Genomic DNA, 25,426 nt, shown 5'->3' with positions numbered 1-25,426 from the left:
CCTACCGATTGTCAGCTGTTGCCGAGGACGTCGTCGAGACGCCGACGGGACGCCGCCCCGCCGTGTTGCCGGCCGGACACGGGGTCCGCCTCGACGAGATCACGGGTCCGGGTCCTGGTGCGGGTCGCCCGGACCCGGGCTCCCGACACCGCGTCGGCCGGCGCGACACCCTGGCCGAGGGCCCGTAGCGTCGCGTTGTAGTGGTCGGCCAGATCGTCGAATCCGCGGTCCGCCGCCCACAGCGCCGCGTTCCGGAACAGCTCGGTGACGCTCTCCCGGGAATGGGCGAAGCTGGCCCGCTTCGCAATCTCCTCGTCGAACTCCGCGATGCTCTCCTCGTGTTCGAGGGAGGATTCCGCGTCCGGGAAGACATCCGCCTCGACGGTGGCCCGGAAGCGCTGCGCGGCGTGCGGGTCGGCCCGGCTGTCCACAGCCAGCCGCCGTCCACCGGCGACCACCCCGCCGCGGGCCTGAAGAATCGTGTGCGCGCCGAGCGGTGTGTCCGGAGCGCGCAACCGGAGCAGGAAGACCGGACGGTCCTCGCCGGTGCTCACGGCGGGTAGCGGCAGCCGCAGCTCGGTGCCGCGCGAGGTCGGTGGCGGCACCTTCATGAGGTGACGCTGCGGTTTGATCCGCCGCAGCGCCTCCACCGTCCAGCCGGGTCGGATCAGGACCCGCAGCTCACCGCGCCCCGCGGCCGCGCCGACCACCGGTTCGATCAGCGACGAGACGATCGCGTCGATCCGGTCGACGTCCTCGGCCGCCGCCCAGACGTGCTGCGTCTGGCCGCACACCCCGACCATCTCGGCGAGCACCTCGTCCCGGGCGTCGACGCCGATGCCCAGCGCGTCCGTCCCGATGCCCTGGTCGCCGAGCCCGGCGACGATGTGGGCGAGCTGCTCGGGCTGCCAGCGGCCGATGTTGGCCTCACCGTCGGTGATGAGCAGGACCCGGTAGACGTCCGCGTCCGGCGCCTGCGCGAGCAGCTCCCGCCCGGCGACGGCGAGCGCGTCGCCGATGTTGGTGTAGGAGTCCGCGTCGCTGTTCGTGGGGCCGTCAACGGCCGGCAGGCGGTCGGGCCGACGTCCGGCGCTGATCACTCGCGCCTCGCGGGCGAAGCGCACCAGCACGAGCGGGCAGCCGTCGGGCAGCAGGCCGTGCACGCGTTCCAGAACCCGCTGCGCGAGCTCCCACTTGCTGACCGCGTCCGGCGCCGCCGGATGCAGCATCGACAGGGATGCGTCGACCGCGACGGCGACCGCCACCTCCCGCCGGCCCCGCGGCGGATCGGCCACGCTGATCGTCAGCCGGAGCACCCCACCCGGCTTCGTGACACCCCGGTCCATCCGGCCCTCGACGCCGAGCCGGTCCCTGTCGTTCATCGGTTTCCTTTCTCCCCGTGAATGCGCGGCTCCCCGTGAATGCGCGGCTCCCCGTGAATGCGCGGCTCCCCGTGAATGCGCGGCTCCCCGTGAATGCGCGTGCCGGTGCCGCGGGACTCGCCGACGCCGGTGAGCATCGCCCGCTGGCGCGGTCTGGTCCGGGTGGCGACCACCTTCTCCCGGGCGGAGCGGATCGCGATCACCGCGACGGTGGCGTTGTCGTGCCCACCGAGGTCCTCCGCCCGACGGCAGAGCAACGAGGCCAGTTCGGCGGGGGTGCGGGCGACCGAGGCGAGGTCCTCCAGCACGTCGCAGAACCTCCAGTCGGCCACGCCCGGAATGTCCTCGGCGGTGTCGACGCCCGCCTCGCACGCCCCGTCGGTGGCGAGGATCAGCAGGTCGCCGTCGGCGAGCTGCACCCTTCTGGTCGCCACCGCGGTCGCGCCGCGCTGCGCCGTCCGGACGCTCTCGGTCACGATGCCGCGCTCCTCGGGTGTGGGAGCCTGGCCGGCGACGATCGCCTCGGCGACCACGCTGTGCTCGCTGGACAGCCGGGTGGCCACGAAGCCGTCGCCGCAGCGGCGCAGCAGGTAGGCACGGCAGTCCCCGACGGTCGCGATGTCGGCGCGACCGCGGGAGATCGAGGCGAGCACCGCCACCGCGGCGGCCCGGCGGCTCAGCGGCGCGGGCGGCGGCGGCAGCGCGACGTCCAGCAGCAGCCGCTCCGGTTCGGTCTCGCCGTCCTTCCACCGCCGACGGAATGCCGCGAGCAGCGCCCGCGCCGCCCACCGTCCCGAACCGTCACCGGGACCGGTAATGCCGTCGAGCACCGCGCAGGCGGTGGTCGTGCCGTCCGACGGGTCCTCGACCTTCGCCCAGCCGACCGCGTCCTCGTTGTCGCCTTCCGGGTTGCCGCCCGCCTTGCGCCAGCCCGTCACGCTCTCGCACGCGACGACGGTCGTCAGCCGCTCGTTGCGCGCGGGGAAGACGAAGGGTGCGATCCTCGACGCCAGCGCACCGGCTCCGGTCGCCCGGCGACCATGCTCGGGATGTAGGCAGGCCCGCAGCGCGGCGTCGGCGCCGGGCGGCCACTCGCCGGCGGCAAGCCCGGCCATCGCCAGCATCGAGGCGTCCCGGTTGCTCCACTCGCCGGTCAGCGCCTTGAACAGCACCACGGCGAACAGGCGAAGGTCACGGGCGGGACCACGCTCCCCCGCCGGAGTGACGAACCAGGGGTCGACGGGGTCGTGCCTGCCCGCGTCCAGCAGATCGCAGACGGCCAGAGTGAGGCTCTGCCCGGTCCACCTGAAGCTCCACGGCGCGAGAAGCCCCACGCCCTGCTGATGGAACGGTTCGAGGCTGCGGCCGATCTCGACGAAGGCGCGCAGCAGTGCGGCCGCGGAGATCGCGGGAGCATCGGCGGAATGGCTGTCGAGCAGATCAACCAGCGGCAGTCCCGGAAGTTCCGGCCAGCTCAGCTCGACCCGCACCGGCATGATCAGTCCGGCGCTCGCCGTGGGCAGGGCGACGCGGGGTGGGGCATGGCGTAAGGAGACCGCGCCGGCCCCCGCGTCCGCGGCGGCGTCGAACTCGTCGAAGTCGACCTCGTCGAGACCGGCAGGGTCGTCAAGACCGGCAGGGTCGGGAACGGCGTCTTCAGGACGTGTGTCGTCGAGACCGGCAGGGTCGTCAAGACCGGCAGGGTCGTCAAGACCGGCAGGGTCGTCGAGACCGACGTCCTCGGGAACCGCGTCGTCAGGAACGGCGTCGTCAGGAACGGCGTCGTCAGGACGTGCGTCGTCGAACGGGAACGGCTGATCCGAGTCACCGGGCTCCACCGACTCGGCGGTCACGTCGAACGGACCCGGGTCCTCCGCCTCGTCCAGCGCGTCTGGCACGTCTGGCACGTCTGGCACGTCCAACTCTTCGGCTTCGCCGAGCAGCTCGGCACCCTCAAGTGCATCCGGACCCGACGACCCGGCCAGACCACCGGATCCGCCCGGGTCGTCGGGTCCGGTGGGGTCTTCCAGCTCGTCGCTGTCGTCCTGCCCGGCCGCCGGCGCGTCCGGGCCTCCGAGCTCGTTCGCCTCCTGCGCTCCGGGTGAACCGGTCACCGCCCCGAAAGGATCGATCCCGGCGACGCCACCATCGCTGGCGCGCGGGCCGTCCAGGACACCGCCCGGGACATCGGAGGAGTCCCCGCCCACGACCCCTGTGATCACCGCCGGAACCGGGTCGCCTGGCGAAACCACAGGTCCGTCCGGGCCGGTCAACGGTGCTTCCCGATCACATCTGCCGGGGCGTGGGATGCGGACATCCCGACGCTACCGTCCGAATCATCCAGATGATCAGCGTCCATGGTCGTGGCAACGGCGACGTGCACGACGGTCCCCCCTTCCTCCCGCAAGATCGCGAAAGATCTGCAGTATGCCTGTCCGCGCGATATGACGGTATCGCTCGGCCTCGTCAGGTAAAGGACAGCCATAACCGACATCTATCGGTCTGGTCGTCATCGGCGGCATCTGCGACGGTCGGTGGCAACGGCCCACTACCTTCCGGAGGCACCGTGTCCGAGTTCAACTCCCGCCGCGCTCAGCGTCAGGTCCCGGCCAGGCGGAGCAACCCACTGCAGAAACTTGCCCGTGACCGGGCCCGGCAGGCCCGCCGACGCACTCGGCGCGATCAGCCGCTGCCGGATTACCTCGCCCGCTACGCGTCCGGACCGGACGGACATCCCCGATCGGCATCGACTACGATGGGCAAGCCGCGACCGAGCGGGAATTCCCTCAAGCACCTGCGGCCGGTTCCGTGGACGTCGCTGGGACCCGCGACGGTCCTCGATGCCCGCGTCGACTTCTCGGACTGTGCCGGCTACAAGCGGCGCCCGGTGGTCGCGGTGCGGGTGGAGAACGGCGTCATCCTGGCCTTCCCGATTACCACTCAGGTACGTCGGCTCAGCTGGGTTTGCGGACGCCTGCTCGCCTTCCCACGGGAGGCCGGTCTGCGCGAAGCCCAATCCGCGATCCTGTGGCGCCCGGTGGCAATCGAACGCTCCGATGTGATCCGGGTTCTCGGTCGTCTCATCGGCTCCGACCTCGAAGAGTTTCAGATTCACGCACGGGCGGTGCGCGGGGTCGACGGCAGCGACGCCTGACCCACGCCGGTATCCGGGCACGGACGAGATCGCCGGGGAAGCAACGACCGGAGGGGCCGGAACGACCCTGCGGAAGGATACCGTTACACTCGCTCGCCATGCGGCTGCGGTTCCTCGTCGACGATCGGGTCGAATTCGACCAGCGGCTGCGCCGTTCCGACCAGCTGTGCGTCGGTGCCGCCCCGGACGACGTCTGCGACGATGCCGCGTCGCACCGGCATCTGTCCGCCAGCCCGCCGGACCGGAAACTCTCCCGCCGGGCCGCCCGCCTGTCCGCCGCGCCGGGCGGCGGCTGGAATGTGGAAATCGCGAACCTGAACCAGGCCGATGTCCGGAACTGGGGACAGCCGACGTATCCCGTCGAGCAGGGCGGGCTGGTGTCGGTGACCGACCGGCCGACCGCGGTCTGGCTGCGCGGCACTCCGCAGCGCAGCTACCTGCTGTTATGCGAGCCGGAGCCGACCGGCGTCCGCCGGATTGCCCGCGATCGTCGAGTGACGGAGAGCAACGAGGTCGATCGCCTCTCCGAGAAGGAGACCGAGGCGATCCGCGTGGTCTTCGAACAGCATCTACGGTGGCCGCCCCTGCGTAACCCGGATCCACGTCCCAAGAAATCCGCCGCCGACCGGCTGGGGATCAAGCAGACCTCGCTCAACGACCGGTTGGCGGGCGCGCTGGAGAAGGCGAGACGGGTCGGCTACCAACCACCGGGCGGGCAGGTCGCCCCGACCCGCGACGCCGACTGGGTGTACTGGCTCGTCGGCATCGGTGCGCTGGACTTCGAGATGCACGCGGGAATCGGCTAACCGTCCCGATCATCGAACGGCGGCTGGCCGATCGAGCGAACCCGAGTCAGACAGACCCGAGCCAGACGGACCCGGGGGCGGCGCCGGACGAACGCGCACCCCGCCGGGTCGTTCCCCCTCGCCCGCGTCCTAACTCTCTACGCCTGCGCCTCTACGCCGGTGTTCTTCCCGTCCGCGCTTTCTCCCGATCCACGTGCTCCGCCGATCGACGCGCCCGTATGACTCGTCACTACCGATCCGGATATTCCTCGTCGGACGCCTCGGCTCCACTCGGCGTTGTCGAGATTTCCCGGGCGCATCGCATGAGCCGAAGATTTGTCTCCTGCTCGGCGAGCCCCCGATCACCCGATCGGGGGCTCGCCGACCCCGCGAGACGCGACCATGGAGATATGGTGATCTCGGTGGAGCGGCGGGTAGCGGTGGCGGCGGGTCCGGAACATCTGGAACTGCACGTCGAAGAGCTACGGCCAGAGGGTTTCCCACTCGACGATCCCCCGCCGGAGATTCCCTGGTCACCGGCTCCCCCGCCCCCGGGCCACCTTCGGGCGGACGGCCGTCCCCCGAACGAGGCACGGGCCCCGAACGAGACGCGGATCACGGACAGGACACAGATCGCGGACAGGACACAGATCGCGGACGAGACACGGACCATGACGTCGGACGACAGGCCGGCGACGATCCGCGGCGGGGGTGGCGACATCCCGGTCCTGCTGCTCCACGGGATCGCCGGCAGCACGGCGGACTGGGCCGCGGTGGTTCCGGAGCTCGCCACGTCCCGCCGTGTGATCGCCTACGACCAGCGAGGGCATGGCGCGAGTGGCTGGGCCACGACGGGCCGAGCGGGTTACAGCTTTGATCAGCTGGTGGCGGACCTCGCGACGGTGGTCGACGTGCTCGGGCTGCCCGCCGTCCACCTGATCGGCCACTCGATGGGCGGGGTGGTGGCGCTGCGCTACACGCTCAACCATCCGGGACGGGTGCGGTCCCTGGTTCTCGCTGACACCGCGGCCGCTCCCGCCACGGGCACGGGCGGGATCACGAAGCGGGTCGTGTCCGTCCTGCTGGCAGGGGCGGCGGCGATCGCGACGGCCGTCCACGCCGGCCGGAACCGCGCGGTGGCGGGGCTCGGCCGGATGGATCCGAACGCGATCGTCGCGCTCTGGCGGGACCTGAGCAGCTATCCGTCCCTCACGGACCGGTTGGGCGAGATCCGCGCCCCGACCACCGTCATCGTCGGTGAACGGGACTTCAGTCTTCGTGACGCCGCCGAGACGCTCGCCCGATCCGTGCCGGACGCCCATCTCGCGGTGATCGCCGGTGCCGACCACAATCCACACGCGAGCCGCCCGATCGCCTGGCTGACCGCCGTGGAGGATCACCTCACCCGCGCCGACCAAATAGCCACCGATCTCATCCGCTGATGTCGGGCCATGCCGGCCGACCGGTTGACTTCGAGTGCGCTCCCACCGCTATGGTCGGCGCGAGGCTGGCTTCCTCCCTCGTCCGCAGGTGGGGGATTCCCGGACCTCGCGGGCCGGGTTCCTGCTTCTTTTCCCGACGGGAGGTCCCGACGGATGCGTCACCGACTACCGTCGGTTCGGTCTCCCTCCATCTCCACAGGATCTTCACCGGCGAGTACGGCTCGTCTTCTATCCGGTCTGATGCGAAAGGGGGTGAGCGGCGTTTCCTCCTCCGCGTGGACGCGGAGGTTTCCACGCCGCGCATACCATGAAGTACCGCAAACTCGCCCGGACCGGCGTCGAGGTCAGCACCCAGTGTCTCGGCGCCATGATGTTCGGCGCGTTCGGCAACACCGACCACGACGAATGCGAACGCATCATCCATCGGGCCCTCGACGCCGGCATCAACTTCCTCGACACCGCCGACATCTACTCTCAGGGTGAGAGCGAGGAGATCGTCGGCCGGGCCATCAAGACCCGCCGCGACGACGTCGTCCTTGCCACGAAGTGCTTCAGCCCCATGGGCGACGAGCGCAACTCCCGCGGCGGCTCGCGGCGCTGGATCATCCGCGCCGTCGAGGATAGCCTGCGCCGCCTCGGCACCGACTACATCGACCTCTACCAGGTCCACCGCCACGACTGGGACACCGACCTCGAGGACACCCTCGGCGCCCTGTCCGACCTCGTCCACGCCGGCAAGGTCCGCTACCTCGGCTCCTCCTCCTTCCCCGCCGACTGGATCGTCGAAGCCCAGTGGGCCGCCCGGCGCCGTAACAGCGAACGGTTCGTCTGCGAACAGCCCCAGTACTCCATCTTCGCCCGCTCCATCGAAGAAGCCGTCCTGCCCGCCGCCCAACGCCACACCATCGGCATCATCCCCTGGAGCCCGCTGGCCGGCGGCTGGCTCACCGGCAAGTACCGGCGCGGCGAGCAGGCTCCGGCCGGATCGCGCTACTCGTCACAGGGCTTGCTCGGCCGCCGCCAGGGTCAGGCACTCTCCGAGGACCCGCACGCACCCGCCCGCTTCACCGCGGTGGAGGAGCTGACCACCCTCGCCAAGCAGGCCGGCGTGTCCCTCACCCACCTCGCGCTGGCCTTCGTCGACAGCCACCCCGCCGTCACCTCAACCATCATCGGGCCCAAGACGCTCACTCAGCTCGATGACGTCCTCCTGGCGGCCGAGATCACCCTCGACCAGGCGACACTCGACGCGATCGACGAGATCGTCACCCCCGGCACCGACATCGCCGGCACCAACCACCACAGCGGTAACCCGGCACTGCGGCCGAGTTGCCGGCGTCGGACGGCCCACTGACGGACGAACCACTGACCAGCCTGACCATGCCCACCCCCGACCAGCCACGTTTCTCGACTCACGGCACCGCCAAGCCGGTCGGCGCCGCGGCATCTCCGGAGGCAGACAAGCCGTCTTCCGGATCCTGAGACGATGCGCTACAGTCGCCCGAGTCAGGTAACATAAGGGGGGTTCAACATGAGTGTCATCGTCGCCGTGACCCTGAAAGTCGATCCAGCCGCTCTTCAGCAGCTGTTCGCATCGAAGGCAGACATCTTCACATCCATCGCCGAGCGGGCACAAAAGGTAGGAGCCTTGCACCATCGTTTCCTTGCCGGCCACGGGCAGGTCATCATCCTCGATGAATGGGATTCCACGGAGGCGTTCCAGGAGTTCTTCACCAATCAGCCTGAGATAGCCGCCCTCATGCGGGATGCCGGCGTCGAGGGACCCCCGGAGATTCAGGTCTGGCAGCCGATCGAAGGCGCGCCCGACACCTTCTGAGCGGGCGCGCGGGACACGGGCGGGGGATGGCTACGGCTCCCCGTATCCGCGCCGCGGAACGGACCGGTACCCCCGCCCGGAATCGTCATCACCAGAGTTCATGATGATATCTTTGAGAACACTCGAAGCGGTCAGGTGTTCCGAGTGCGCAGCAGCATGTGAAGTTCGTTGTTCCAGTCGATGCCGTTGCTCTCCCGCCCCGCTGGAACCTGTCCGTGGCAGTCGGCGAGAAAGGCGGTGACCTTCGACTTCGCCAGCTCGAGATCGGCATGCCCCGACGGGCTGGACAGGGACACCGTGATCACCGTCTGCCCCTTGGATCTCGTCGGCCGGATGCGCACGTCGCCGGTCCCGGCGGGAACCTCGATCCCTTCGGCCAGCAGCGCGCGGGCGAAGATCCAGGTGATGGCCTCTTCACCGGGACGTAGGATCAACTCAACGGCGAAGGGATCAGCCGGGTCATAACGGAGTGTGCCGGGGATCGCCTCTCGCTCCCCCTCCTCCGTGACGTAGTCAACGGATAGATCGCGCGCCACGACATGCGCGGGCGTCGAGCTGTGACGGAGCATCGCTGCCTCCCAACACGGTCGGATTCGACACTGTTCAGCATCGCGCCCGGCGACGCCCGGTTTGGCCACCCGACGGGCCTCTCTGGACGGGCGGATCAACCCGGCACGGCTAGGCCGGTCGGCATAGCCGGCGAGTGAACGCAACGTCACGGTTCCATCGCTATTTTGTCGCGGTTTCGGCATGGTTGCGGCGACCCCACGTCGAGAGATTCCGGCCGAGTCCGCCGACGGGTGCGGCGATGACCTCGTCACTGGCCCGACGGGTGTCGACGCTGGCCGTCGTACCGGTGGGAGGGAGTCGGCCCAGACCGTCAGGACCATCCGCCCCCACCGGCCGGCCCGTCGTCAACTCAGCCGCAGGGAGCCCGGTAGCCCATATCCCTGAAGGCAGTGCTCCATTCACCGGCGGTGATCCGGTTCGCCGGATCGGCGCACGCGGTGTCCGCGAGCCGGCCGGGCTCGGCGTCCCACAGCCGCAATGTCCCGTCGTGACCAGCCGAGACGACGACGCCCGTGCCGGAGACGAAGGCGATCGCGCTGATCGGCTGGGTGTGCCCGTGCCACTGGGTCAGCAGGATCGGCGTGTCCAGACGGGAGATGTCGGTCAGCCGGACCGTCTCGTCATCGCCGGCGGAGGCGACGACGTCGGCACCCGGCTCGAAGGCCACGCTCTGGATCCCGCCCAGCGAGCCGGTGGCGACGCCACGGGCGGGATTGTCCGGATACCGCACCTCCCACAGGCGCACCGTGGCGTCGACGCCGCCGGAGACCAGAACGCCTCCGTCGCCGGTGAAGACCACGGACCGCACCCCACGGCTGTGCCCGCGCAGGATTCCACCCGCGGTCGGCCGCGCCGCGTCCCGGATGTTCCACAGATGGACGGTGCCGTCCTCACCAGCGAACGCGAGCAGGGTGCCGTTAGGCGCGAAGGCCATCGAGCGCACTCCCCCGGTCTGACCGTCCGCCCGGACGCGCTGCTTCGGACGCGCCGGGTCCGTGACGTCCCACAGCGCGACGATGCCGTCCGCACTCGCGGACCCGAGAGTGTTGCTGTCCGGGCTGAAGGCCACCGACTGCACCGCGTCGGTGTGGGCCTGGATGGTTGACCATCGGACCATCTGGTCGGGGTCGTGCAGGTTCCACAGTCGGATCGTGCCGTCGGAATGGCCCGCGGCGAGCAGGCCACCGTCCCGGTTGAACGCCAGCGACTCGATCCAGCTGCGGCTCGGCACCGAGACGGAGGTGCGCCGGACCAGCTCGGTCCGACCGACGACTTCCCATAACGTGACCGTTCCGTTGTTGCTCCCCGCCGCGATCCAGTGCCCGTCCGGGCTCACCGCGAGCGCCAGCAGGGCACCGGTCCCGACGGGGATGGTGGTCGGGGTGATCCCGGCACCGAACAGCGCGATCATCGCGCTCCGGGTCCTGGCCGAGTGCGGCTCGGCGCGGTAGGCCGCGAGCGCGAGCCGGCGAGCGAGTCCCGTGTCGCCGTCCTGGAGGAGCAGCGCCCGCTCGGCGACCGCCTCAGGCACGCTCATCTCGGTCCGCGAGCCCCCGCCCCTGGTGGACACGATGGCGACCGTCGTCACGAGCACGGTGACGGCGGCCACCAGGGCAACGATGATCAGCGGACGTCGGTTGCGGGCCCGGTCGCCCGGTGGCGCGGCGGACGAGGACCTCCGCGACGACGAGGACGACCGCTGAGACGAGGACGACCGCTGAGACGAGGACGACGAGGACGACGGGGACGCTCCTCGCCCGGGGTCCTGGCTGTGTTCGTCCTCGGTCCAGACCGTCACCAGAGCATCGGCGAAGTCCCGGGACCGGGACGACGAGCCTGCGCCCGGCCGCCAGCGGGCATCCGGCCCGGACGGTGACGCCTCGCTCCCCGACGAGGACGACCCGAGCCCGGGAGAAGAGGTCGGGCCCGGAACCGACGACGGGCCCGGAACCGACGACGGGCCGGACCGGGCTGGTGCCCCGGGAATGCCCGGCCCCGGGAACGAGATCAGGTTCGCCGGCGGCGGGGGTCCGATCGGCTGATGGCCGGTGACGGGCGTGATCGGACCCGCGAGGTCGGCGTCGCTCGCCGACGTTCCGGAGGCGCCGCCGGGGGACGTGTTCAGCGGCCGGATCAGCGCGGTCACCTCGGACAGGGACAGCCCCTTGACCGCCATCGGGGCTTCGACACGTAGGTCCAGAAGGCGCGCGTAGAGCTTCTCGGCGGTGGGTCGCTCCGCCGCTGCCTTGCGCATCGCATCGGAGACCAGGGGCCGCAGGCTGTCCTCGAAGCCGTCAAGCGTCGGAGGATCGTTGACCGTCCGGTACAGCACGCTGGGAGCGGGGCCGTTACCGAACGGGTAACGACCGGTCCCGGCGAAGATGAGGACACCGCCCCAGGCGAACACGTCCGCCGCCGAGGTGACCTGCTCGCCCAGGGCCTGTTCCGGCGCCATGAACGCCGGCGTCCCGAGCTGGCGATCCCCGCTGAGTACCGTCGCGGAGTCCAGGGCGCGCGCGATACCGAAATCGATCACCTTCGGCCCGAGCCGGGACAGCAGGATGTTGGACGGCTTCAGATCCCGGTGCACGAGTCCGGCCCGGTGGATCGCCATCAGCGCGGTGGTCATGCTCACCGCCAGCTGATGAAGCTCCGCCGGGGTCAACGGGCCGCGCGTGCCAACCGCCTCGGACAGCGTCGGCCCGTCGACGTACTCGGTCACCAGATAAGGCGGATCGGCGGTGATGTCGACGTCGAGGACCGCCGCGGTGCAGAAACGAGCGACCCGCCGGGCGTTGTCGGCCTCCTGCTTGAGCCGGCTGCGGAACTCGGCCAACCGGGCGAGATCCGCCCGGATCAGTTTGACCGCGACCAGACCACCGGCGGCGTTCTCCCCCAGGTAGACGGTCCCCATCCCACCCGCGCCGAGACGCCGCACCAGCCGGTAGGGACCGACCTCGGTCGGTTCGGAGGCAGCACGATCCGCGGGTCCGTCCGCGGGTCCGTCCGCGGGTCCACTCCGGCCGGGTGGGTGGGACATTAGCTGATCACTCCCGCCCGAGGTTGTCGAGGTTGTCGAGGATCCCGAGGTTGTCGGTCAGCAGGCCACCCGCGCCTGGCAACGCCCGGTAATGCCCGGCGGCGCCTGGCACCTAGCGACGCTGCGACCTGGCACGCCGACGTCCACGGGCCGCCATCTGGTAGTGCACGGCCAGGAATGACAGCGCCAGGAAGAGCGGAAGCAGCACCGACGAAGGCGAAGCGCTGGTGTCCGCGGAGACCAGCACCATGTCTATACCGGCGGAGAGGTTAGCTCCGCAGGCGGCGGTGACCGGACGGTAACCCGGCCGGAAGCTGGCGAACTGGACCACGGTCTCGAACGTGCCGTCCTGGTCGGCGACGGTCCGTCCGACCAGCTCGCCGCCCGCGGTGAGCACGGCCTGCGACCCGGGTCTGCAGCCGGCACCCCGGGCGAACAGCGTATCTCCGGCCGTCACGGCGCTCCGGTCGAACAACAGCTCACCGGGACGTGCCTCGCGTGCCACCGGCTCCCCCACATCCGGCTTCCCCACATCCGGCTCGGACACGCCGGGCTCGGACACGCCGGGCTCGGACACGGGTGTGCATACGCCCAGCACGCGCACCGTCCCCTTCGGGCAGCGGGACGGGGTGGGTGCCGCGCACTGCTCGTCCAGCGGAACCGCGAGGCCGCCGGGGCAGAGCCGGCGCCCGGCGGGGCAGTCGAGCGTCGCCGCGCGCACGGAACCGTCCCAGCAGACGACCGGGACCGGCGGGGATGGCCGCGGCGGCGGGCAGGCTTCGCCCACGGCGACGCCGACCACCGACCCAGGGCAGGCCTTCTGCGGCAGGGGGCACTGGTCGGCCGATCGGCGCACGGAGCCGTCCGGACAGGTAACCGAGGTCTCCTTCTCCCCCTTGGAGCCCGGCTTGGTGGAGTCGGTGACCGGGGACGAGGTGATGGGAGGTGGCGTGGTCTTCGTGCCCTCCGTGGGGCAGGGCGTCCCATCGACCAGGCCGAGCGGCAACGCGGGGGCGGGCGTCGCGCAGTGCCGGGGATCGCCGTCAGCACATCCCCTGTCTGTCCCCATCCCTGTACCCGTCCCCGGCGTTGACGTCGACGCCGGCCCGGAGGTGCACCGGGGTTGCGGGCAGGCACCGTTCGGCGGTGATGACGCCGCCGCGTCGGCCGATCGAGGCGTGCTCGGTGGGCAGGTCGGACCGTGCTGGTCGCAGGGGCCACCCGCATTGCGCGTGGCTGCGGCCGGGCAGGTCGGCGAACTGGACGTGCAGCGCCCACCAGCGTCCGTCGTCGTCCCCGACGGGCAGCTCGTCGCACTCGGATCGGAGTGGGGAGACGGGGTACCGCTGGGGGTCTCCGGGTTCGGCGCCGGATTCGGGATGGGAGGCCGGGACGGGGAGGTGGACGGCAGCGGAGACGTGGACGGGGGGATGGACCGGGTCGGGGACGGCAGCGGGGACGGGGACGCGGATGGCAGCGGGGACGGGGATGCGGACCGGGTCGGGGCTGGGGACGGGGACGGCAGCGGGGACGGGGGGATGGACCGGGACGGGGAGATGGACTCCGACGACGTGCCGGTCGACGTCCCGGGACTGACCATCGCCGTGGCGACGCCGGCCCCGCTGACCAAGAAAAACACAACGACAAACACCGTCGATACCAGACCGCGCGACGGCCGTGGCACGAATCGACCAGATACTCGCTGGCCAGACACCAGAGCGCCCCCCCGGGTGCGGCTGGCAACACGCCCGTTGCCGGCGGCCTGCCCCGGACCGGCGGAGACAACGTGATGCACGTTAGGCGGAAGTCCCGCCCTACGACGATCGATAGGATAACAGTCGCGTTGCCGGTCATCCGGGCCACGGGGGGAAGCGGTGAATGTCAGATTGCCGACGGAGAAGTCGGCGCGGGAAAGTATTTTCGTCGCCGTTTGCCTGACGGCGTGCCTGAGTTGGCTCATGTTACCCATGGCGTCTCCGGTCCATGCGGCGGACGGCGGCGGGGTGGAACTCGGCGTCACCGTCGACGGTCAGCCCCTCGGTGAGGACAACGTGGTCCTCGAAGCCAGTGCGGTCGCCCGCGTGGTGGTCAGCGTGCAGAACCTGACCCGGTCGAATGTCCCCGTCGACTCGGTACGGCTGAGCGGAACCGTGCTCGGCCTCACCTTCTTCGACTACGACACCCGGGTGCGCACAACCATCCCGGCCCGCGGATCGGCGAACTGGACCGTCGACCTGGATGTGCGCGACCTCGACGGTCGGGCCACCGGATTGATGCCGGTGGAGGTGGCGATCCGGGGCGCGGACCTGCACACAGTGGCCAGGGTAGCGGGAACCGCCGACATCCACGGATCGCTGTTGTCCATCTACGGGCTGTTCGGCCTCGGGCTTGTCGTCCTGATGGGGCTGCTCTGGGCCGTCGCGTTGCTCCCGCTCGGTCGCCATGCGGTGCCGGCCACCTGGTGGCAGCGCGGCCTGCGGTTCGTGCCCGCCGGCTGCGGGGTCGGCCTGTTCGTCATCTTCGCACTTTCAGCCACCCGGCTGCTGTCGCCCGGCATCCCCAGTGATTTCGGCATCACCATCACGGCGACCGCCGTCTGCTTCGGGCTCGGAGCCCTGCTGCCCCAACTGGTCCCGACGACGAGGCGCGGCTGACCCCACCGGCCGTCCACGGCCTACGCGACCGCCTCGTGGTGCCCTCGGCGTGATGCGACGCGACGCGCCGGAGCCGCTTAGAGGACGACGTCACGACGTCAGGGCACCATCGCAGTCGACCGGCGGACCTTCCGAGGAGACCACGTGACCGATCACCTGCGAACCTCGACCGCGGGCCCCGCCCGCCCCGGCCTTCTCGAGGGTCGACGGGCCGCGCATCGGCGCGGTGGGCGCCGGGCTGCCGCGGTCATGGCGACGGGCACGGTGATCCTCGCCTTCACCGCCGCGTGCGGCGGCACAACCACCCCGACGCCACGGCCCACGCCGACCACGCCCGCTTCGGTGTCGGCCAAGCCGTCCCCGACCGGTCCGTTGACGAGCGCGGGAACCGCGGGCGCGACGAAGGTGACGGTCACCGAGACCGAGTTCGTGATCAAACTTTCCCGGAACACGTTCACCCCGGGCATCTACACCTTCGTCACCCAGAATGCCGGGCACGTGACGCACGCGCTGAGGATCGAGGGGCCCGGCCTGCACGAGGCCACGACGAAAGACCTCGCACCGGGTGAGTCCGAGGACCTCACCGTGACTCTGCAGCCGGGTACCTACGAGCTGGACTGCCCGGTCGACAACCACGAGTCGCTGGGGATGAAACTCGACATCACGGTGTCCTGAGCCGTCCGCACCATCTGGGTGGAGTCGGCTGAGGCCCACGTCAGCGCGCCGCTCACCGGCCCGCGCCCGCGACGTTCCGCGCCTCGCGGCCGCAGGCGGGGCGTGTCATTCATTGACAAGCCGACTACAGATCGACACCATCCGGCTTCAGTTAGTAATCAATTGACGGGGTGCCAGCCGGTCCTCCGTCCAGCCATCCCGACCCGATCCGGCGCCAGGATCCTGGCGACCGAACCCGTGCGACCGAACCCGTGCGACGGCGCCCCGGCGGCCACGACGACGGTCGGGAAGGCCTGACCAGGGAGGTCGGCCGTGCCGAACAACCGGAGAACATTCGTCCACCTAGCGGTCATGGCCGCAGCCGCCGCACCGTTGTCCCTCACCGGGCTTCCCCCGGCCCTGGCGGCGCCGGTTCCAGAACCACGACCTGACCCACGCCAGACGACGCCGGCCGGGGTCGGCATTCCCGGACCGGGCAGTCCCGGCTCGCTGACCAGTGGCAACAGCCGCGGACTCTACGTTGGTCACTGGGACAGCGGCGCGTACAGCACCACGGGCTTCCTTTGGCGCGACGGCACCGTGCATGTCCTCAACGGCAGCACAGAGCCGAAGGCGGTGACCGAGGACGGCTTGGTCATCGGCGATTTCGTCAGCCACTACGACCGGCAGGCGTTCCGGCTGGAACACGGAACCTCCCAGCCCCAGGGTCTGGGCTACCTCGGCGGCACCCACACGGCCGGCGGCTACAGCAGCGCCGCGGTGGCGGTCAACCGCGCCGGGGTCATCGTCGGCACCAGCACCACCAACGCCGGTACGTTCCATGCCTTCCGGTGGGCGGACAACCACCTGCAGGACCTGGGTACGCTCGGCGGCCCGAGCAGCTCCGCCGTCGCGGTCACCAGCGCCGGGGCCATCGCCGGCAGCAGTAACACCGCCGCCGGCCCGTCCCACGCCTTCCGCTGGTGGAGAGGCACCCTGCACGACCTGGGTACCCTCGGCGGCCCGTCAAGCACCGCGGTGGCCGCGAACGACGCCGGGCAGATCGTGGGCTACAGCGACACGGCCGACGGGCACACCCACGCCTTCCTCTGGGAACGCGGTCGTCTGATCGACCTCGGTACGCCGCCCGGCGACACCGAATCCTGGGCGATCGGGATCAACAACGCCGGCCAGGTCCTCGTCCTGAGCCGCGGCTCGTCGAACCATGCATTCGTCTGGTGGCACGGCCAGCGCGCGACCATCAGCGTGCCCAGCGGCGACTTTGGGGTGACCGCCATCAACGACCGGGGAACCGTCGCCGGCACGGCGAACGGGCACGCGTTCCGTTGGCGCGACGGCCGTTTCACCGATCTCGGCACGCTGGGCGGGCCGTACAGCGACGCGAACGCCATCACCCCCGCCGACGTCGTCCTCGGTTCCTCGGACCCGGCCGACTCCCCGATTCCGCTCGCGACCTTCTGGCCGGCCCCCGGCCGCTGACGCGGCGGCTGTCCGGTCAGCACAGCACATTGAACACCGTGAGCATGATCTAGTCGGTAAACAGGAGAGCACCACGTCGAACTCGTCGTCAGGGAACGGGAGGTCAGCCGCGTCCGTCTCCGTTCGCTCCAGGCTCAGTCCGCTCACTCCAGGCCCAGTCCAGGCCCGGTCCAGGCCCAGTCCGTGACGCGACCCGCGAGGCGTTTTCGGTCAGGATGGACGATGTCGGACGGAGGAGACCCCGCCGGCACGGCGGACCGCCGGCACCAGCACGGACGACCCGACGGAGGATCATCATGAGCGAGTCCGGAGACATCGCGGTACAGACCCTGCCCGGCCACGTCGCCGTCGTCGAGGTCTGCCGTCCGCCGCACAACTTCTTCGACGTGCGCCTGATCCAGACCCTCGCCGACATCTACGACAAGCTCGGCGCCGACTCCGACGTCCGTGCCGTCGTGCTGTGCTCCCAGGGCAGGAACTTCTGCGCCGGAGCCGACTTCTCCGGCGCGAGTGCGGCCGAGGCGATCTCGGCGGACGAGGGGGCGCCGGCCCTCTACCGCGAGGCGCTACGGCTGTTCGCCTCCCCGATACCGGTCGTGGCCGCGGTGCAGGGCAGCGCGGTCGGCGGCGGGCTGGGGCTCGCGCTGTCCGCGGACTTCCGGGTCGCAAGCCCGGACAGCCGCTTCGCGGCGAACTTCTCCCGGATCGGGCTGCACCAGGGCTTCGGCATCTCGGTGACCCTGCCGGCGGTCGTCGGCCGGCAGAAGGCGCTCGACCTGCTCTACACCGGTCGCCGGGTTGGTGGGCAGGAGGCGTTCGACATCGGCCTCGCCGACCGGCTCGTGCCGAACGCCGAGCTGCGGGAGGCCGCGGTGGCGCTGGCCGGTGAGGTCACCGCCGCCGCGCCGCTGGCCGTGCGCAGCATCCGGGAGACGATGTGGGCGGATCTCGTCCCCGTCATCCGGGCGGCCACCGAGCGGGAAACCGCCGAGCAGGCCAGACTGCGGGCCACCGAGGACTTCGCCGAGGGGGTGCGCGCCTCGACGGAGCGCCGCGCGCCCCGTTTCACCGGCCGCTGAGTGGTCCGGGCGTGCCGGTCCTCGGGGATTTCGGGCGGGCGGGACGAGCCAGCGGTCAGGCCTGGCCGCGGGCCGCCGCCTCAGCCGGTGAGGAACCGCCCGCCCAGATAGGCCTCGGCCAGCTCGCAACTGTCCCGGGCGTACTCGGAGGCGCTCGGCACCGCGTCCGAGTGCGGATGGGTGCCCAGCCAGGCCACCAGGAGCAGCCGGCGCAACAGGACGAAGGTAGGGATCATCGCTACGTCGTCCGCGGTGAGCGGGCGCTGGCGCTGGTAGGCGGCCAGCCAGGCGGCCACCAGGTCGCCGGCCTCGTCGAGGTGCTCGATGAAGGACAGCGACGCGGCGAGATCCCAGAGGTACCAGCCGAAGCCGCAGTCGTCGAAATCGATCACGCAGACGTCCCCGGTGGACGCATCCCGGGGTACCAGGAGGTTCGCCAGCCGCATGTCGGCGTGGACGAGCCCGAACCGGTCCGGCCCGGTGCCGAAGGCGGCCAGGCGTGCCTCGATGTCGGCCGCGGCCCGGCTCAGCAGGCCCAACGCCGCGCGGCCGTCCCCCCGCGGGCCGTCCCCCGGCGGGCCGGGGCCGTCGGCCAGCGCGGTGACCAAGCCCTCCGACCAGCTCCCCCACCGGCCGGCGTCGCCGAGCATGCTCCGCCAGGTCCACTCGAAGCGGGCGAAGGTAGTCGGGCGGGACCACTCCCGCGCGTGCCGGTGCAGCCGCGCGGTGATGTCCCCGAGCTGCCCGAACGCGCCGCGCAGGGACATGGGGTCCGTCGGTTCCGGTGAACGTCCGTCGACCCATTCGAACAACACGGCGTGCCGCTCGGCACCATCCGGCCCAGCGGGATCCAGCCCAGCGGGATCCGGCGAGGCGGCACTCGGCGGGAGGGTTCCGGTCGCGGCCACGGTCGCCACGGGCCCACCCGCCCTCGTCGGCACGACCGGCGGCGTCACGACCACGCCGTCGGCGCGCAGGGCAGCCACCCACGCCAGCTCCCCGTGAATCTCGACGAGAGTGTGGTACCCGGGCCGGTGCAGCCGCAACGCCCAACGCCGGCCGGTCGCCGGGTCGTCCACGCGGTAAGTGACGTTCTCCGAGACATGCAGCAGGCTCGCCCGCGGCGACGGGCCGAGATCATAGGCGGCGAGGACGTCACCGAGGACGCCATCCAGCCCCACCAGCCCGTCGACGGAGGTCGTGCTCACCGTACGACCACCGGTCCGGGCGAGATGGCGTCCCCGTGGGAGGACGTGACCCCGCGTACCGCTCCGGCCTGCTTGAACCCTTGCCTGAACCCTGTTTCACCAGGGGAAATGGTCCGCATCCATCTTGTTTGCCGGAGTCGGCGGGCCGCCGTCAAGGAACCGGGCCCGGCCGCACCCACCGTCGAAACCCACCATCGAAGAACCACCGCCACGGCAAGAGCACGGCTACGGCAAGAGCACGGCTACGGCAAGAGCGACGACGCGCCCCAGCCTGCCGGGGCCGAACTGCGCGCGCAGCTCACAGCGGCCGACGTCGTGCTGTTCCGCACCCCGCAGTACGCAGGCGCGCTACCTGGAAGCTTCAAGAACTGGAAGCTTCAAGAACCTGATCGACTGGACGATCGGCGGCGGGGAGCTCTACGGTAAGTCCGCTGCCTGGGTCAACGTGGCCGCCCCGAGCCGGGGGAGGGGTGCCCGGGCCGAGCTGGGGACGGTGCTGGACCAGGTGGCTGCCAACGTCAGCGCGTCGGCCTGCGCGTCGTTGCCCGTGGCAAGGGAGGCCATCGGTCCGGACGGCACGGTGAGCGACCCACGGGTGCGTGCCGGACTCGCCGAGGTTCCGCGGGCCGTCGTGCACCACCTCGGCCTGGCAGACACGGCAGACACGGCAGATGTCGCGGACACGGCAGATGTCGCGGCGGGGTGAGCCCATCGCGGCCCACCGGCGACCGACCCGGACGGCCGACCACCGATGGACCCGCGTGTGGGACACCGATCTTCCCTCCCTTGCGCCCTGCGCGGCGTCTCACCCGGACAGGTGACCCGCCGCGGCCGGACACGTCAGTTCGGGATGGGCTGGCAGTTGGGTTGCGGGACGGGTGGGTAGGGAGGGCAGGGTGTGCCGGGCGGCTGGCAGCCCGCGCCGGTGGTGAGCAGACCGAGCGTGACGGCGGCTCCGATGGTCACCAGAATGCGACGGACACCGACAGCTCGCCCGGTTCTTCTCTTAACGGGTCGACGCATATTTGAACCTCTCTCGCGTCTCTCACGTGTTCTCCGATCCGCTATTCCCTACCAGAACTTCCCCACTCAATGACAACGGCGCGCCGAGCCCTTCGATTCCGTTTCACGTTTACGTATTCCCGTCCGGATTATCGGGCCGCGCATCGGGCGGGCAGCCGGGCCGGTGAGAACCCGATGCGGTTGACACCGGAACGCCCCTGCCCGTCCAACCATCGATGACAACATTCACAAGATGGGAGAACCGATACATCTGTGTCGAACCGGCGCAAGTCCGGGCGGCGGTCACGCCTGCCGTTGACCGCTATTGACCGCCGTTGACCGCCGTTGACCGCCGTTGACCGCCATCCGGGAGGACCATTCCAGTTACCGACCATTGCCCGACAGCACGGGCCGGATGACCGACTGCGTCCACATTCACCGGGGGTGCCCGCAAGGGGTATCCGCATACCCCGGATGGGCTCATGCTTCCGGTCCGGTGGAGATGTTCCCGTAGGACCTGACCACTCAGCGTACCGGGCCCCTAGTATCCTCGGGCCGGGATGACAGATTTCTGGAAATACAGCGCGGAGGAAACCATGCTCCCCTCACCGGGCAGGTCGGTGTGCCGCCCGCACCTCGATCTGGTGCCCGTCCTTACCGACGACTCCGGGGCTATGGGGGATGCGGCGCAATCCGTTTCGGCCCGTACCCGGCACCCGTCCCGCCGCGCCGTATCCATCATGGTCACCGCAATACTGCTCATTCTGTTCTCAGCGTTGCCTGCCGGCGCCATGATCCGCCGTTCGACGTATCATCCACTCCCGGTGATCAACGTTTCGTACGAGACCGGCGCGGTGAGCGGCGTCGGGCGGCAGACCGACCTGACAATCACTGACAAAGGACCGGGGATCCTGCACGTCCAGTCAATCTCGGTGGACGGTGAGCGCCTCCTGGATCAGAACTCCCACCTCCGGATCGCGCCGGGGCACAGCTACATGTTCACTTTCGGCTGGGCCGGTGGTCCCGGGGGTGGTCCGGACGGGCCGACGGTCGTCATCGACAGCGATGCGCCTACCAGCCCCACCGTCCTCCACATCGGCTATCAGTGAGGCCGCACCGGCAACGACGGCGAGGCCCGGGGTACCGGCGACCGTCCGCGGTACCGGCGACCGTCCGGAGGGCGCCGATGCCGTTCGCCGGCGCCACCGGTGCGCTCGCAATCCGGACGGATCGGGAACGGGCGACCGTGGTCTCGGATGTCTGCTACCGGCAGACCGGGCGACCGTGCCCGTTCGGCGCGCATAAGAATGGAGGGGATGACACCACGATCGTTCGTTGACCATCTTGCGGATCTGGACTTGCCGGCGCTGGCCGCTCTGCTCCGCTCGCGTCCGGACGTGCTGATCGAGCCGGTACCCCGCGGTTTCGGGCAGCTCGCGCAGCGGCTGGAAAGCCCGGATTCGCTGGCGGCGGCGCTGTGGGAGCTGAACCGCGACACGCTCCGGGTCGGCCAGGCGGCGGCGCTGCTGGGGGAGTCCGCGACGGTGCCCCGGATGGCCGAGCTGTTGGGCGCGTTACCGGACGCGGTGCGCGCCGGGGTGGACGATCTGTGCGCCCGCGGCCTCGCCTGGACCGACACGGTGGTCCGACTCCCGGAGCCGCTGCACAACCACTGGGTCGAGGAGATCAGCTCCGCCCGCCCGGTCGCAAAGATCGCCCGCAACGTCCTGGTCGAGGATCTGCGTAAGGCGGTCACGGCGCTCGGGGCTCCGGCCGAAAACCTGCGCAAGACCGAGCTGGTCGCGCGGCTCACCGAACTCATGTCCGATGCCCGCCGCATCGCGACGATCATCGCTTCCCTGCCCGCCCCGGCGCGGCAGCAACTCGATGACCTGCGCCTGGCCACGGCCGGCGGCTACTTCCCCTACATGTTCCCCTACACGCCCTTCGAGGAGATCCATGACCGCAGGGCAGCCACGCGGTCCATCAGGCAGCTGATCACCGCGGGGCTGGTGCTGGGCGTCGGCAACCGGCCGGAGCTCCCCCGTGAGGTCGCGGTCGCCGCCTGGCTGGCCAGGCAGGACCTGGGGCTCACCGGGCCGCCGGACATTCCCCGGCCGGAGGTGAACGAGGCCGCCGTCCGGTCGAGCTCCCAGGCGGCCGCCCAGGGCGCTATCCGCGCCGTGACCGCCCTGCTCGACGAGGCCGCCGCCGCCCCCGTCGTGGCGCTCAAGCGAGGAGGCGTCGGTGGGCGGGAACGGGCCCGGCTGGCGAAGCGGCTGTCGACACCGTTGGCCGAGCTGCCGCTGTGGATCGACCTGGTCGCGGCCGCCGGCCTGCTGGCCTTCACCGAAGGCGGCTACGCACCGAGCCCGCGGTTCCAGGAGTGGCGGGAGGAGTCGCCAAGCCATCAGTGGGCGACGCTGGCGGCGGCGTGGCACGCTCTGGAGCACGCGCCGACGAGCCGCGAGGGTGCCGACGAGAAGGACGTCCCGCCGCCCCTGCCCATCGGGTCGGGGGCGGGCCAGATTCGCCGGGTGCTGATCCGCGCGGCGGCCGGCGGGCGGTCGGTGCGGCTCACGGCTGAGAACCTCGACTGGTTCTTCCCCCTGCACGGCTACGACGCCGCCACCTGCAAGATCAAGGTGGCGGCGTCGATCCGCGAGGCCGAGCTGCTCGGGGTGTTCGCCCTCGACGTCCTGTCCGAGCCCGGCCAGGCCCTGATCGAGGCCGCGCCGAGCACCACCGACGCGGCGGCTGCCACCGTCGGGCTTATGATCGTCTCGACCGCGGACGAGCTCGCCGCGCAGGTCGCGAGGACGGTGCGGGATCTGGCGGACCGCTGCGCCGAGCTGCTGCCCGCGACGCCGTCCAGCCTGATCCTGCAGTCCGATCTCACCGCGGTCGTGTCCGGCCAGCCCAGCGCGGCGATATCCCAGCTCCTGCGGGCCGCGGCGGTGCCGGAGTCCCGGGGCGCGGCCGGGACCTGGCGGTTCACCTCCGCCAGCGTCCGCGCCGCGATGGACGCCGGATGGTCCGCCACCGAGCTGCTCGAACAGCTACGCGCCATCGCCGACCACGGTCTCCCGCAGCCGCTCGAATACCTCATCGCCGACGTCGCCCGCCGGCACGGACACGTGCGGGTCCGCGGGATGCGCAGCGCCGTCCTCGCCGACGAGCCCACGACCGCCGAGATCCTCCACACCCGGACACTGGCGAAGCTGCACCTCGCCCGGCTCGCCCCCACCGTGCTGGCCAGCCCGGTGGAACTGGACACGGTCCTCGCCGAGCTGCGCCGGACGGGCTTCTACCCCGTCGCCGAGGACGCGACGGGCACCGTCATCGTGACGAGCGGACCGGGGCGGAAGGCGCCGCGGGGGGCCCCGGCACAGCCGTCCCGGGAGTCCCGGGCGTCCCGACCGCACGGAGGGTCCCCCGCCGGTCCGCCGGCGACCCGACGGCGGCTGACGGCCGACGAACTCGCCCAGCGCCTGCGCACCGGCAATGACGACGGTGTCACCCTGCTGACCGACCTGGCCCAGCGGCTCGGCGAGATGAACGGACGGCTAAACGACGCCGAGCTCGCCGTGCTGGCGGACGCGGTGGAACGCCGCAGCGATGTGGTCATCGCCTACCGGGACAAGCAGGGCACCCGGACGGTCCGCCGCATCCAGCCGAACCAGCTCTTCGGCCGGTGGCTGGACTCCTGGTGCCACCTGCGCAACGCCGAGCGCGAGTTCGCCATCGCCAACATCGAGTCCGTCAGTCCCGTCGGCTGACCGGCACCCCCTTCTCCCCGGGCATGACCGGTCAGCCGGGTTCCGCAGGCAGTAGGTCCATGCCGATCAGCTCTCGAATCTGGACCCGTCGGCTCTCACGCCCGGCCAGCCCGGGGCGGGGCCGCCAGGCCCGGGGCGGCTCAGGCGGGTCGACCGAGCTGGCGAGCGAGCCGCGTCTGGTCGAAGTACAGCCGGTTCTCGGTGATCAGGCCGCGCTCGACCCGGTAGACCTCGACGACACGCAGGTTGATCCGACGCCCGGTGGGCGCGAGCTCCGTACCGTCCGGGTCGCGGTAGACGCCGACGTGCGTCGCGGTCAGCGTGTACTCCTCGACCACGATCTCGCCCTGCTCGGCCAGCACGTGGGTATCGACGTCGATCTCACCGAAGGCCGCCAGGAAGGCGGCGCTGTACTCGGCGCCCGCCGCGCGCCCCTTGATCCGCACCCCGCCCGGTGCCTCGACGACCAGATCCTCGTCAAGTAGCGACAGCACCGAGGCCTCGTCACCGAGGTCGAAGGCGTCCAGCGCGCGCTTCACCGTGTCCAGCGCCTCTCCCACGTGACATCCTCCAGGCTTGCCTGCCGCACACACCGCCCAGAGGGCGATCATCCCACCACCGGGCCGGTTCCCGACGGAAAACCGGATGTCCGGGAGGACGTCAGACGCTCGTGGTCGAGCCGGGGCGGATGATCATCAGAACGGTGACGATGACCCAGAGCAGGCTGAACACACCGGCCGCCATCGCGAGACCGCTCGTGCGGGCGCGCGCCGCGGCCGCGTCCATGGCCACCGCGCCACCATCCATGGCCACCGCGCCACCATCCATGGCCACCGCGCCACCATCCTGCGCACGGTCGGGGACGGCCGGGGATCCGGCGACGATCTCGTCGAGGACGTCACGCTGTCCGGGCAGCACCACGATGAGGAGCACGGCGGCGGCTACGGTCGTCAGCACGATCGCGACGATCAACCAGCTCTGCCCAAGAACCGTTGCATGAAAGCGCTTGATAGCGTCCGCTCATGCCGCCTCGCCTCTCGGCGAGGCACCCCCGGTCTGACCGGCCGTGGCCGTGCCGGGTTCCCGCTTCCCAGCCACCCGCCCGCTTGCGCGGGTCTTACGGTCGGCTCCACGGGCGTTTTCCGTCTCCGGTGTACTGGCGGCGACGAGGTGGTGCAGGTTGATCGCGGCGTTGTGGTCGCGGTCGAGTACCAGCCCGCAGGACTGGCAGGTGAANGTGCGCTCGGACAGCGTCAGGCTTGGGTTTCGCCAGCCGCAGCCGGAGCAGGTCTTCGAGCTGGGATACCAGCGGTCGGCGACGACGAGCGTCGATCCGTACC

General features: G+C 70.8%; 23 protein-coding genes. 14 read left to right on the top strand and 9 right to left on the bottom strand.

The genetic code is table 11. The features are described from left to right. Positions 1-11 precede the first annotated feature (11 nt). Both BMG523DRAFT_RS15430 and BMG523DRAFT_RS15425 read right to left on the bottom strand, forming a co-directional pair. Complete coding sequence (locus BMG523DRAFT_RS15430) at positions 12-1,382, bottom strand: vWA domain-containing protein (protein WP_011437791.1); 1,371 nt, start codon at positions 1,380-1,382, stop codon at positions 12-14. Then, positions 1,379-3,604: a PP2C family serine/threonine-protein phosphatase gene (locus BMG523DRAFT_RS15425; protein WP_152987860.1), complete on the bottom strand. Its 2,226-nt coding sequence runs from the start codon at positions 3,602-3,604 to the stop codon at positions 1,379-1,381. The genes BMG523DRAFT_RS15430 and BMG523DRAFT_RS15425 overlap by 4 nt, the downstream gene beginning before the upstream one ends. A gap of 344 nt (positions 3,605-3,948) precedes the next feature. Here BMG523DRAFT_RS15425 and BMG523DRAFT_RS15415 point away from each other — a divergent pair, with 344 nt between their 5' ends. The 5 genes from BMG523DRAFT_RS15415 (at position 3,949) to BMG523DRAFT_RS26545 (ending at position 8,600) form a co-directional block, all read left to right on the top strand. Beyond that, positions 3,949-4,536, top strand: coding sequence for a hypothetical protein (locus BMG523DRAFT_RS15415; RefSeq protein ID WP_023841517.1), 588 nt, complete (start codon positions 3,949-3,951; stop codon positions 4,534-4,536). A gap of 98 nt (positions 4,537-4,634) precedes the next feature. Continuing rightward, positions 4,635-5,342 carry a hypothetical protein gene (locus BMG523DRAFT_RS15410; RefSeq protein WP_023841518.1) on the top strand — a complete coding sequence of 236 codons (708 nt, stop codon included), beginning with the start codon at positions 4,635-4,637 and terminating at the stop codon, positions 5,340-5,342. Positions 5,343-5,731: 389 nt separating this feature from the next. Next, on the top strand, positions 5,732-6,763 hold the full coding sequence (locus BMG523DRAFT_RS15405; RefSeq protein ID WP_083494838.1) for an alpha/beta fold hydrolase: 1,032 nt from the start codon (positions 5,732-5,734) through the stop codon (positions 6,761-6,763). Positions 6,764-7,070: 307 nt separating this feature from the next. Next, complete coding sequence (locus tag BMG523DRAFT_RS15400; RefSeq protein ID WP_043591438.1) at positions 7,071-8,117, top strand: aldo/keto reductase; 1,047 nt, start codon at positions 7,071-7,073, stop codon at positions 8,115-8,117. A gap of 177 nt (positions 8,118-8,294) precedes the next feature. Beyond that, complete coding sequence (locus tag BMG523DRAFT_RS26545; RefSeq protein WP_011437796.1) at positions 8,295-8,600, top strand: hypothetical protein; 306 nt, start codon at positions 8,295-8,297, stop codon at positions 8,598-8,600. 131 nt (positions 8,601-8,731) lie between these two features. On the opposite strand, the gene BMG523DRAFT_RS15390 is transcribed toward BMG523DRAFT_RS26545, so the two are convergent. From BMG523DRAFT_RS15390 to BMG523DRAFT_RS26540, 3 genes are all read right to left on the bottom strand, one after another. After that, positions 8,732-9,169 carry an SsgA family sporulation/cell division regulator gene (locus tag BMG523DRAFT_RS15390; protein ID WP_011437797.1) on the bottom strand — a complete coding sequence of 146 codons (438 nt, stop codon included), beginning with the start codon at positions 9,167-9,169 and terminating at the stop codon, positions 8,732-8,734. Between the two features lie 350 nt (positions 9,170-9,519). Next, complete coding sequence (locus BMG523DRAFT_RS15385; RefSeq protein WP_043591437.1) at positions 9,520-12,210, bottom strand: WD40 repeat domain-containing serine/threonine protein kinase; 2,691 nt, start codon at positions 12,208-12,210, stop codon at positions 9,520-9,522. Between the two features lie 112 nt (positions 12,211-12,322). Beyond that, positions 12,323-13,279, bottom strand: coding sequence for a hypothetical protein (locus BMG523DRAFT_RS26540; protein ID WP_235463172.1), 957 nt, complete (start codon positions 13,277-13,279; stop codon positions 12,323-12,325). A gap of 157 nt (positions 13,280-13,436) precedes the next feature. Here BMG523DRAFT_RS26540 and BMG523DRAFT_RS25385 point away from each other — a divergent pair, with 157 nt between their 5' ends. The 5 genes from BMG523DRAFT_RS25385 to BMG523DRAFT_RS15355 all read left to right on the top strand — a co-directional run bounded on the left by BMG523DRAFT_RS25385 (position 13,437) and on the right by BMG523DRAFT_RS15355 (position 18,097). Beyond that, a complete protein-coding gene (locus BMG523DRAFT_RS25385) occupies positions 13,437-14,000 on the top strand; it encodes a hypothetical protein (RefSeq protein ID WP_160323723.1) in 564 nt (187 codons plus the stop codon). A 177-nt stretch (positions 14,001-14,177) separates the two neighbouring features. Continuing rightward, positions 14,178-14,864 carry a hypothetical protein gene (locus tag BMG523DRAFT_RS15370; RefSeq protein ID WP_235186952.1) on the top strand — a complete coding sequence of 229 codons (687 nt, stop codon included), beginning with the start codon at positions 14,178-14,180 and terminating at the stop codon, positions 14,862-14,864. A gap of 144 nt (positions 14,865-15,008) precedes the next feature. Then, the gene (locus BMG523DRAFT_RS15365; RefSeq protein ID WP_011437800.1) at positions 15,009-15,539 is read left to right on the top strand and encodes a hypothetical protein; all 531 of its coding nucleotides are present in this window, start codon (positions 15,009-15,011) and stop codon (positions 15,537-15,539) included. Positions 15,540-15,851: 312 nt separating this feature from the next. Further along, positions 15,852-17,018, top strand: coding sequence for an HAF repeat-containing protein (locus BMG523DRAFT_RS15360; RefSeq protein ID WP_011437801.1), 1,167 nt, complete (start codon positions 15,852-15,854; stop codon positions 17,016-17,018). Positions 17,019-17,314: 296 nt separating this feature from the next. Next, a complete protein-coding gene (locus tag BMG523DRAFT_RS15355; RefSeq protein ID WP_011437802.1) occupies positions 17,315-18,097 on the top strand; it encodes an enoyl-CoA hydratase/isomerase family protein in 783 nt (260 codons plus the stop codon). 80 nt (positions 18,098-18,177) lie between these two features. Here the strand turns inward: BMG523DRAFT_RS15355 and BMG523DRAFT_RS15350 are convergent, their stop codons facing one another. Further along, on the bottom strand, positions 18,178-19,305 hold the full coding sequence (locus tag BMG523DRAFT_RS15350; RefSeq protein WP_011437803.1) for a phosphotransferase enzyme family protein: 1,128 nt from the start codon (positions 19,303-19,305) through the stop codon (positions 18,178-18,180). Here BMG523DRAFT_RS15350 and BMG523DRAFT_RS27405 point away from each other — a divergent pair. The 4 genes from BMG523DRAFT_RS27405 (at position 19,201) to BMG523DRAFT_RS15335 (ending at position 24,086) form a co-directional block, all read left to right on the top strand. Then, on the top strand, positions 19,201-19,731 hold the full coding sequence (locus tag BMG523DRAFT_RS27405; protein WP_368671117.1) for an NAD(P)H-dependent oxidoreductase: 531 nt from the start codon (positions 19,201-19,203) through the stop codon (positions 19,729-19,731). The two genes, BMG523DRAFT_RS15350 and BMG523DRAFT_RS27405, sit on opposite strands and share 105 nt — an antisense overlap. A 19-nt stretch (positions 19,732-19,750) precedes the next feature. After that, positions 19,751-20,011 (top strand): hypothetical protein, encoded by a 261-nt coding sequence (locus BMG523DRAFT_RS27400; RefSeq protein WP_023841523.1) that lies wholly within the window; start codon positions 19,751-19,753, stop codon positions 20,009-20,011. Between the two features lie 1,120 nt (positions 20,012-21,131). Beyond that, a complete protein-coding gene (locus BMG523DRAFT_RS15340; RefSeq protein WP_131728932.1) occupies positions 21,132-21,416 on the top strand; it encodes a hypothetical protein in 285 nt (94 codons plus the stop codon). Positions 21,417-21,623: 207 nt separating this feature from the next. Beyond that, positions 21,624-24,086: a helicase-associated domain-containing protein gene (locus BMG523DRAFT_RS15335; protein ID WP_023841526.1), complete on the top strand. Its 2,463-nt coding sequence runs from the start codon at positions 21,624-21,626 to the stop codon at positions 24,084-24,086. Positions 24,087-24,226: 140 nt separating this feature from the next. Here the strand turns inward: BMG523DRAFT_RS15335 and BMG523DRAFT_RS15330 are convergent, their stop codons facing one another. From BMG523DRAFT_RS15330 to BMG523DRAFT_RS15320, 3 genes are all read right to left on the bottom strand, one after another. Continuing rightward, on the bottom strand, positions 24,227-24,646 hold the full coding sequence (locus BMG523DRAFT_RS15330; protein ID WP_011437807.1) for an ester cyclase: 420 nt from the start codon (positions 24,644-24,646) through the stop codon (positions 24,227-24,229). A 100-nt stretch (positions 24,647-24,746) separates the two neighbouring features. Beyond that, entirely contained in the window at positions 24,747-25,043 is a 297-nt protein-coding gene (locus tag BMG523DRAFT_RS15325; RefSeq protein ID WP_131728933.1) for a hypothetical protein, read from the bottom strand. A 63-nt stretch (positions 25,044-25,106) separates the two neighbouring features. Next, a partial coding sequence (locus BMG523DRAFT_RS15320) for a zinc ribbon domain-containing protein (RefSeq protein WP_043591435.1) occupies positions 25,107-25,426 on the bottom strand: 320 nt, incomplete at its 5' end.

The sequence above is a fragment of the Frankia sp. BMG5.23 genome (assembly GCF_000685765.2).
GTDB lineage: Bacteria > Actinomycetota > Actinomycetes > Frankiales > Frankiaceae > Frankia > Frankia casuarinae.
This window is presented reverse-complemented; position numbering and strand designations above follow the sequence as displayed.

Coding starts and splice junctions, on each gene's coding strand:
- BMG523DRAFT_RS27405 (WP_368671117.1), top strand. CDS start 19,201: ATGCAGCAGGCTCGCCCGCGGCGACGGGCCGAGATCATAGGCGGCGAG.
- BMG523DRAFT_RS26545 (WP_011437796.1), top strand. CDS start 8,295: ATGAGTGTCATCGTCGCCGTGACCCTGAAAGTCGATCCAGCCGCTCTT.
- BMG523DRAFT_RS15430 (WP_011437791.1), bottom strand. CDS start 1,382: ATGAACGACAGGGACCGGCTCGGCGTCGAGGGCCGGATGGACCGGGGT.
- BMG523DRAFT_RS15335 (WP_023841526.1), top strand. CDS start 21,624: ATGACACCACGATCGTTCGTTGACCATCTTGCGGATCTGGACTTGCCG.
- BMG523DRAFT_RS15400 (WP_043591438.1), top strand. CDS start 7,071: ATGAAGTACCGCAAACTCGCCCGGACCGGCGTCGAGGTCAGCACCCAG.
- BMG523DRAFT_RS15410 (WP_023841518.1), top strand. CDS start 4,635: ATGCGGCTGCGGTTCCTCGTCGACGATCGGGTCGAATTCGACCAGCGG.
- BMG523DRAFT_RS26540 (WP_235463172.1), bottom strand. CDS start 13,279: ATGGGGACAGACAGGGGATGTGCTGACGGCGATCCCCGGCACTGCGCG.
- BMG523DRAFT_RS15370 (WP_235186952.1), top strand. CDS start 14,178: ATGGCGTCTCCGGTCCATGCGGCGGACGGCGGCGGGGTGGAACTCGGC.
- BMG523DRAFT_RS15405 (WP_083494838.1), top strand. CDS start 5,732: ATGGTGATCTCGGTGGAGCGGCGGGTAGCGGTGGCGGCGGGTCCGGAA.
- BMG523DRAFT_RS15390 (WP_011437797.1), bottom strand. CDS start 9,169: ATGCTCCGTCACAGCTCGACGCCCGCGCATGTCGTGGCGCGCGATCTA.
- BMG523DRAFT_RS15355 (WP_011437802.1), top strand. CDS start 17,315: ATGAGCGAGTCCGGAGACATCGCGGTACAGACCCTGCCCGGCCACGTC.
- BMG523DRAFT_RS15385 (WP_043591437.1), bottom strand. CDS start 12,210: ATGTCCCACCCACCCGGCCGGAGTGGACCCGCGGACGGACCCGCGGAC.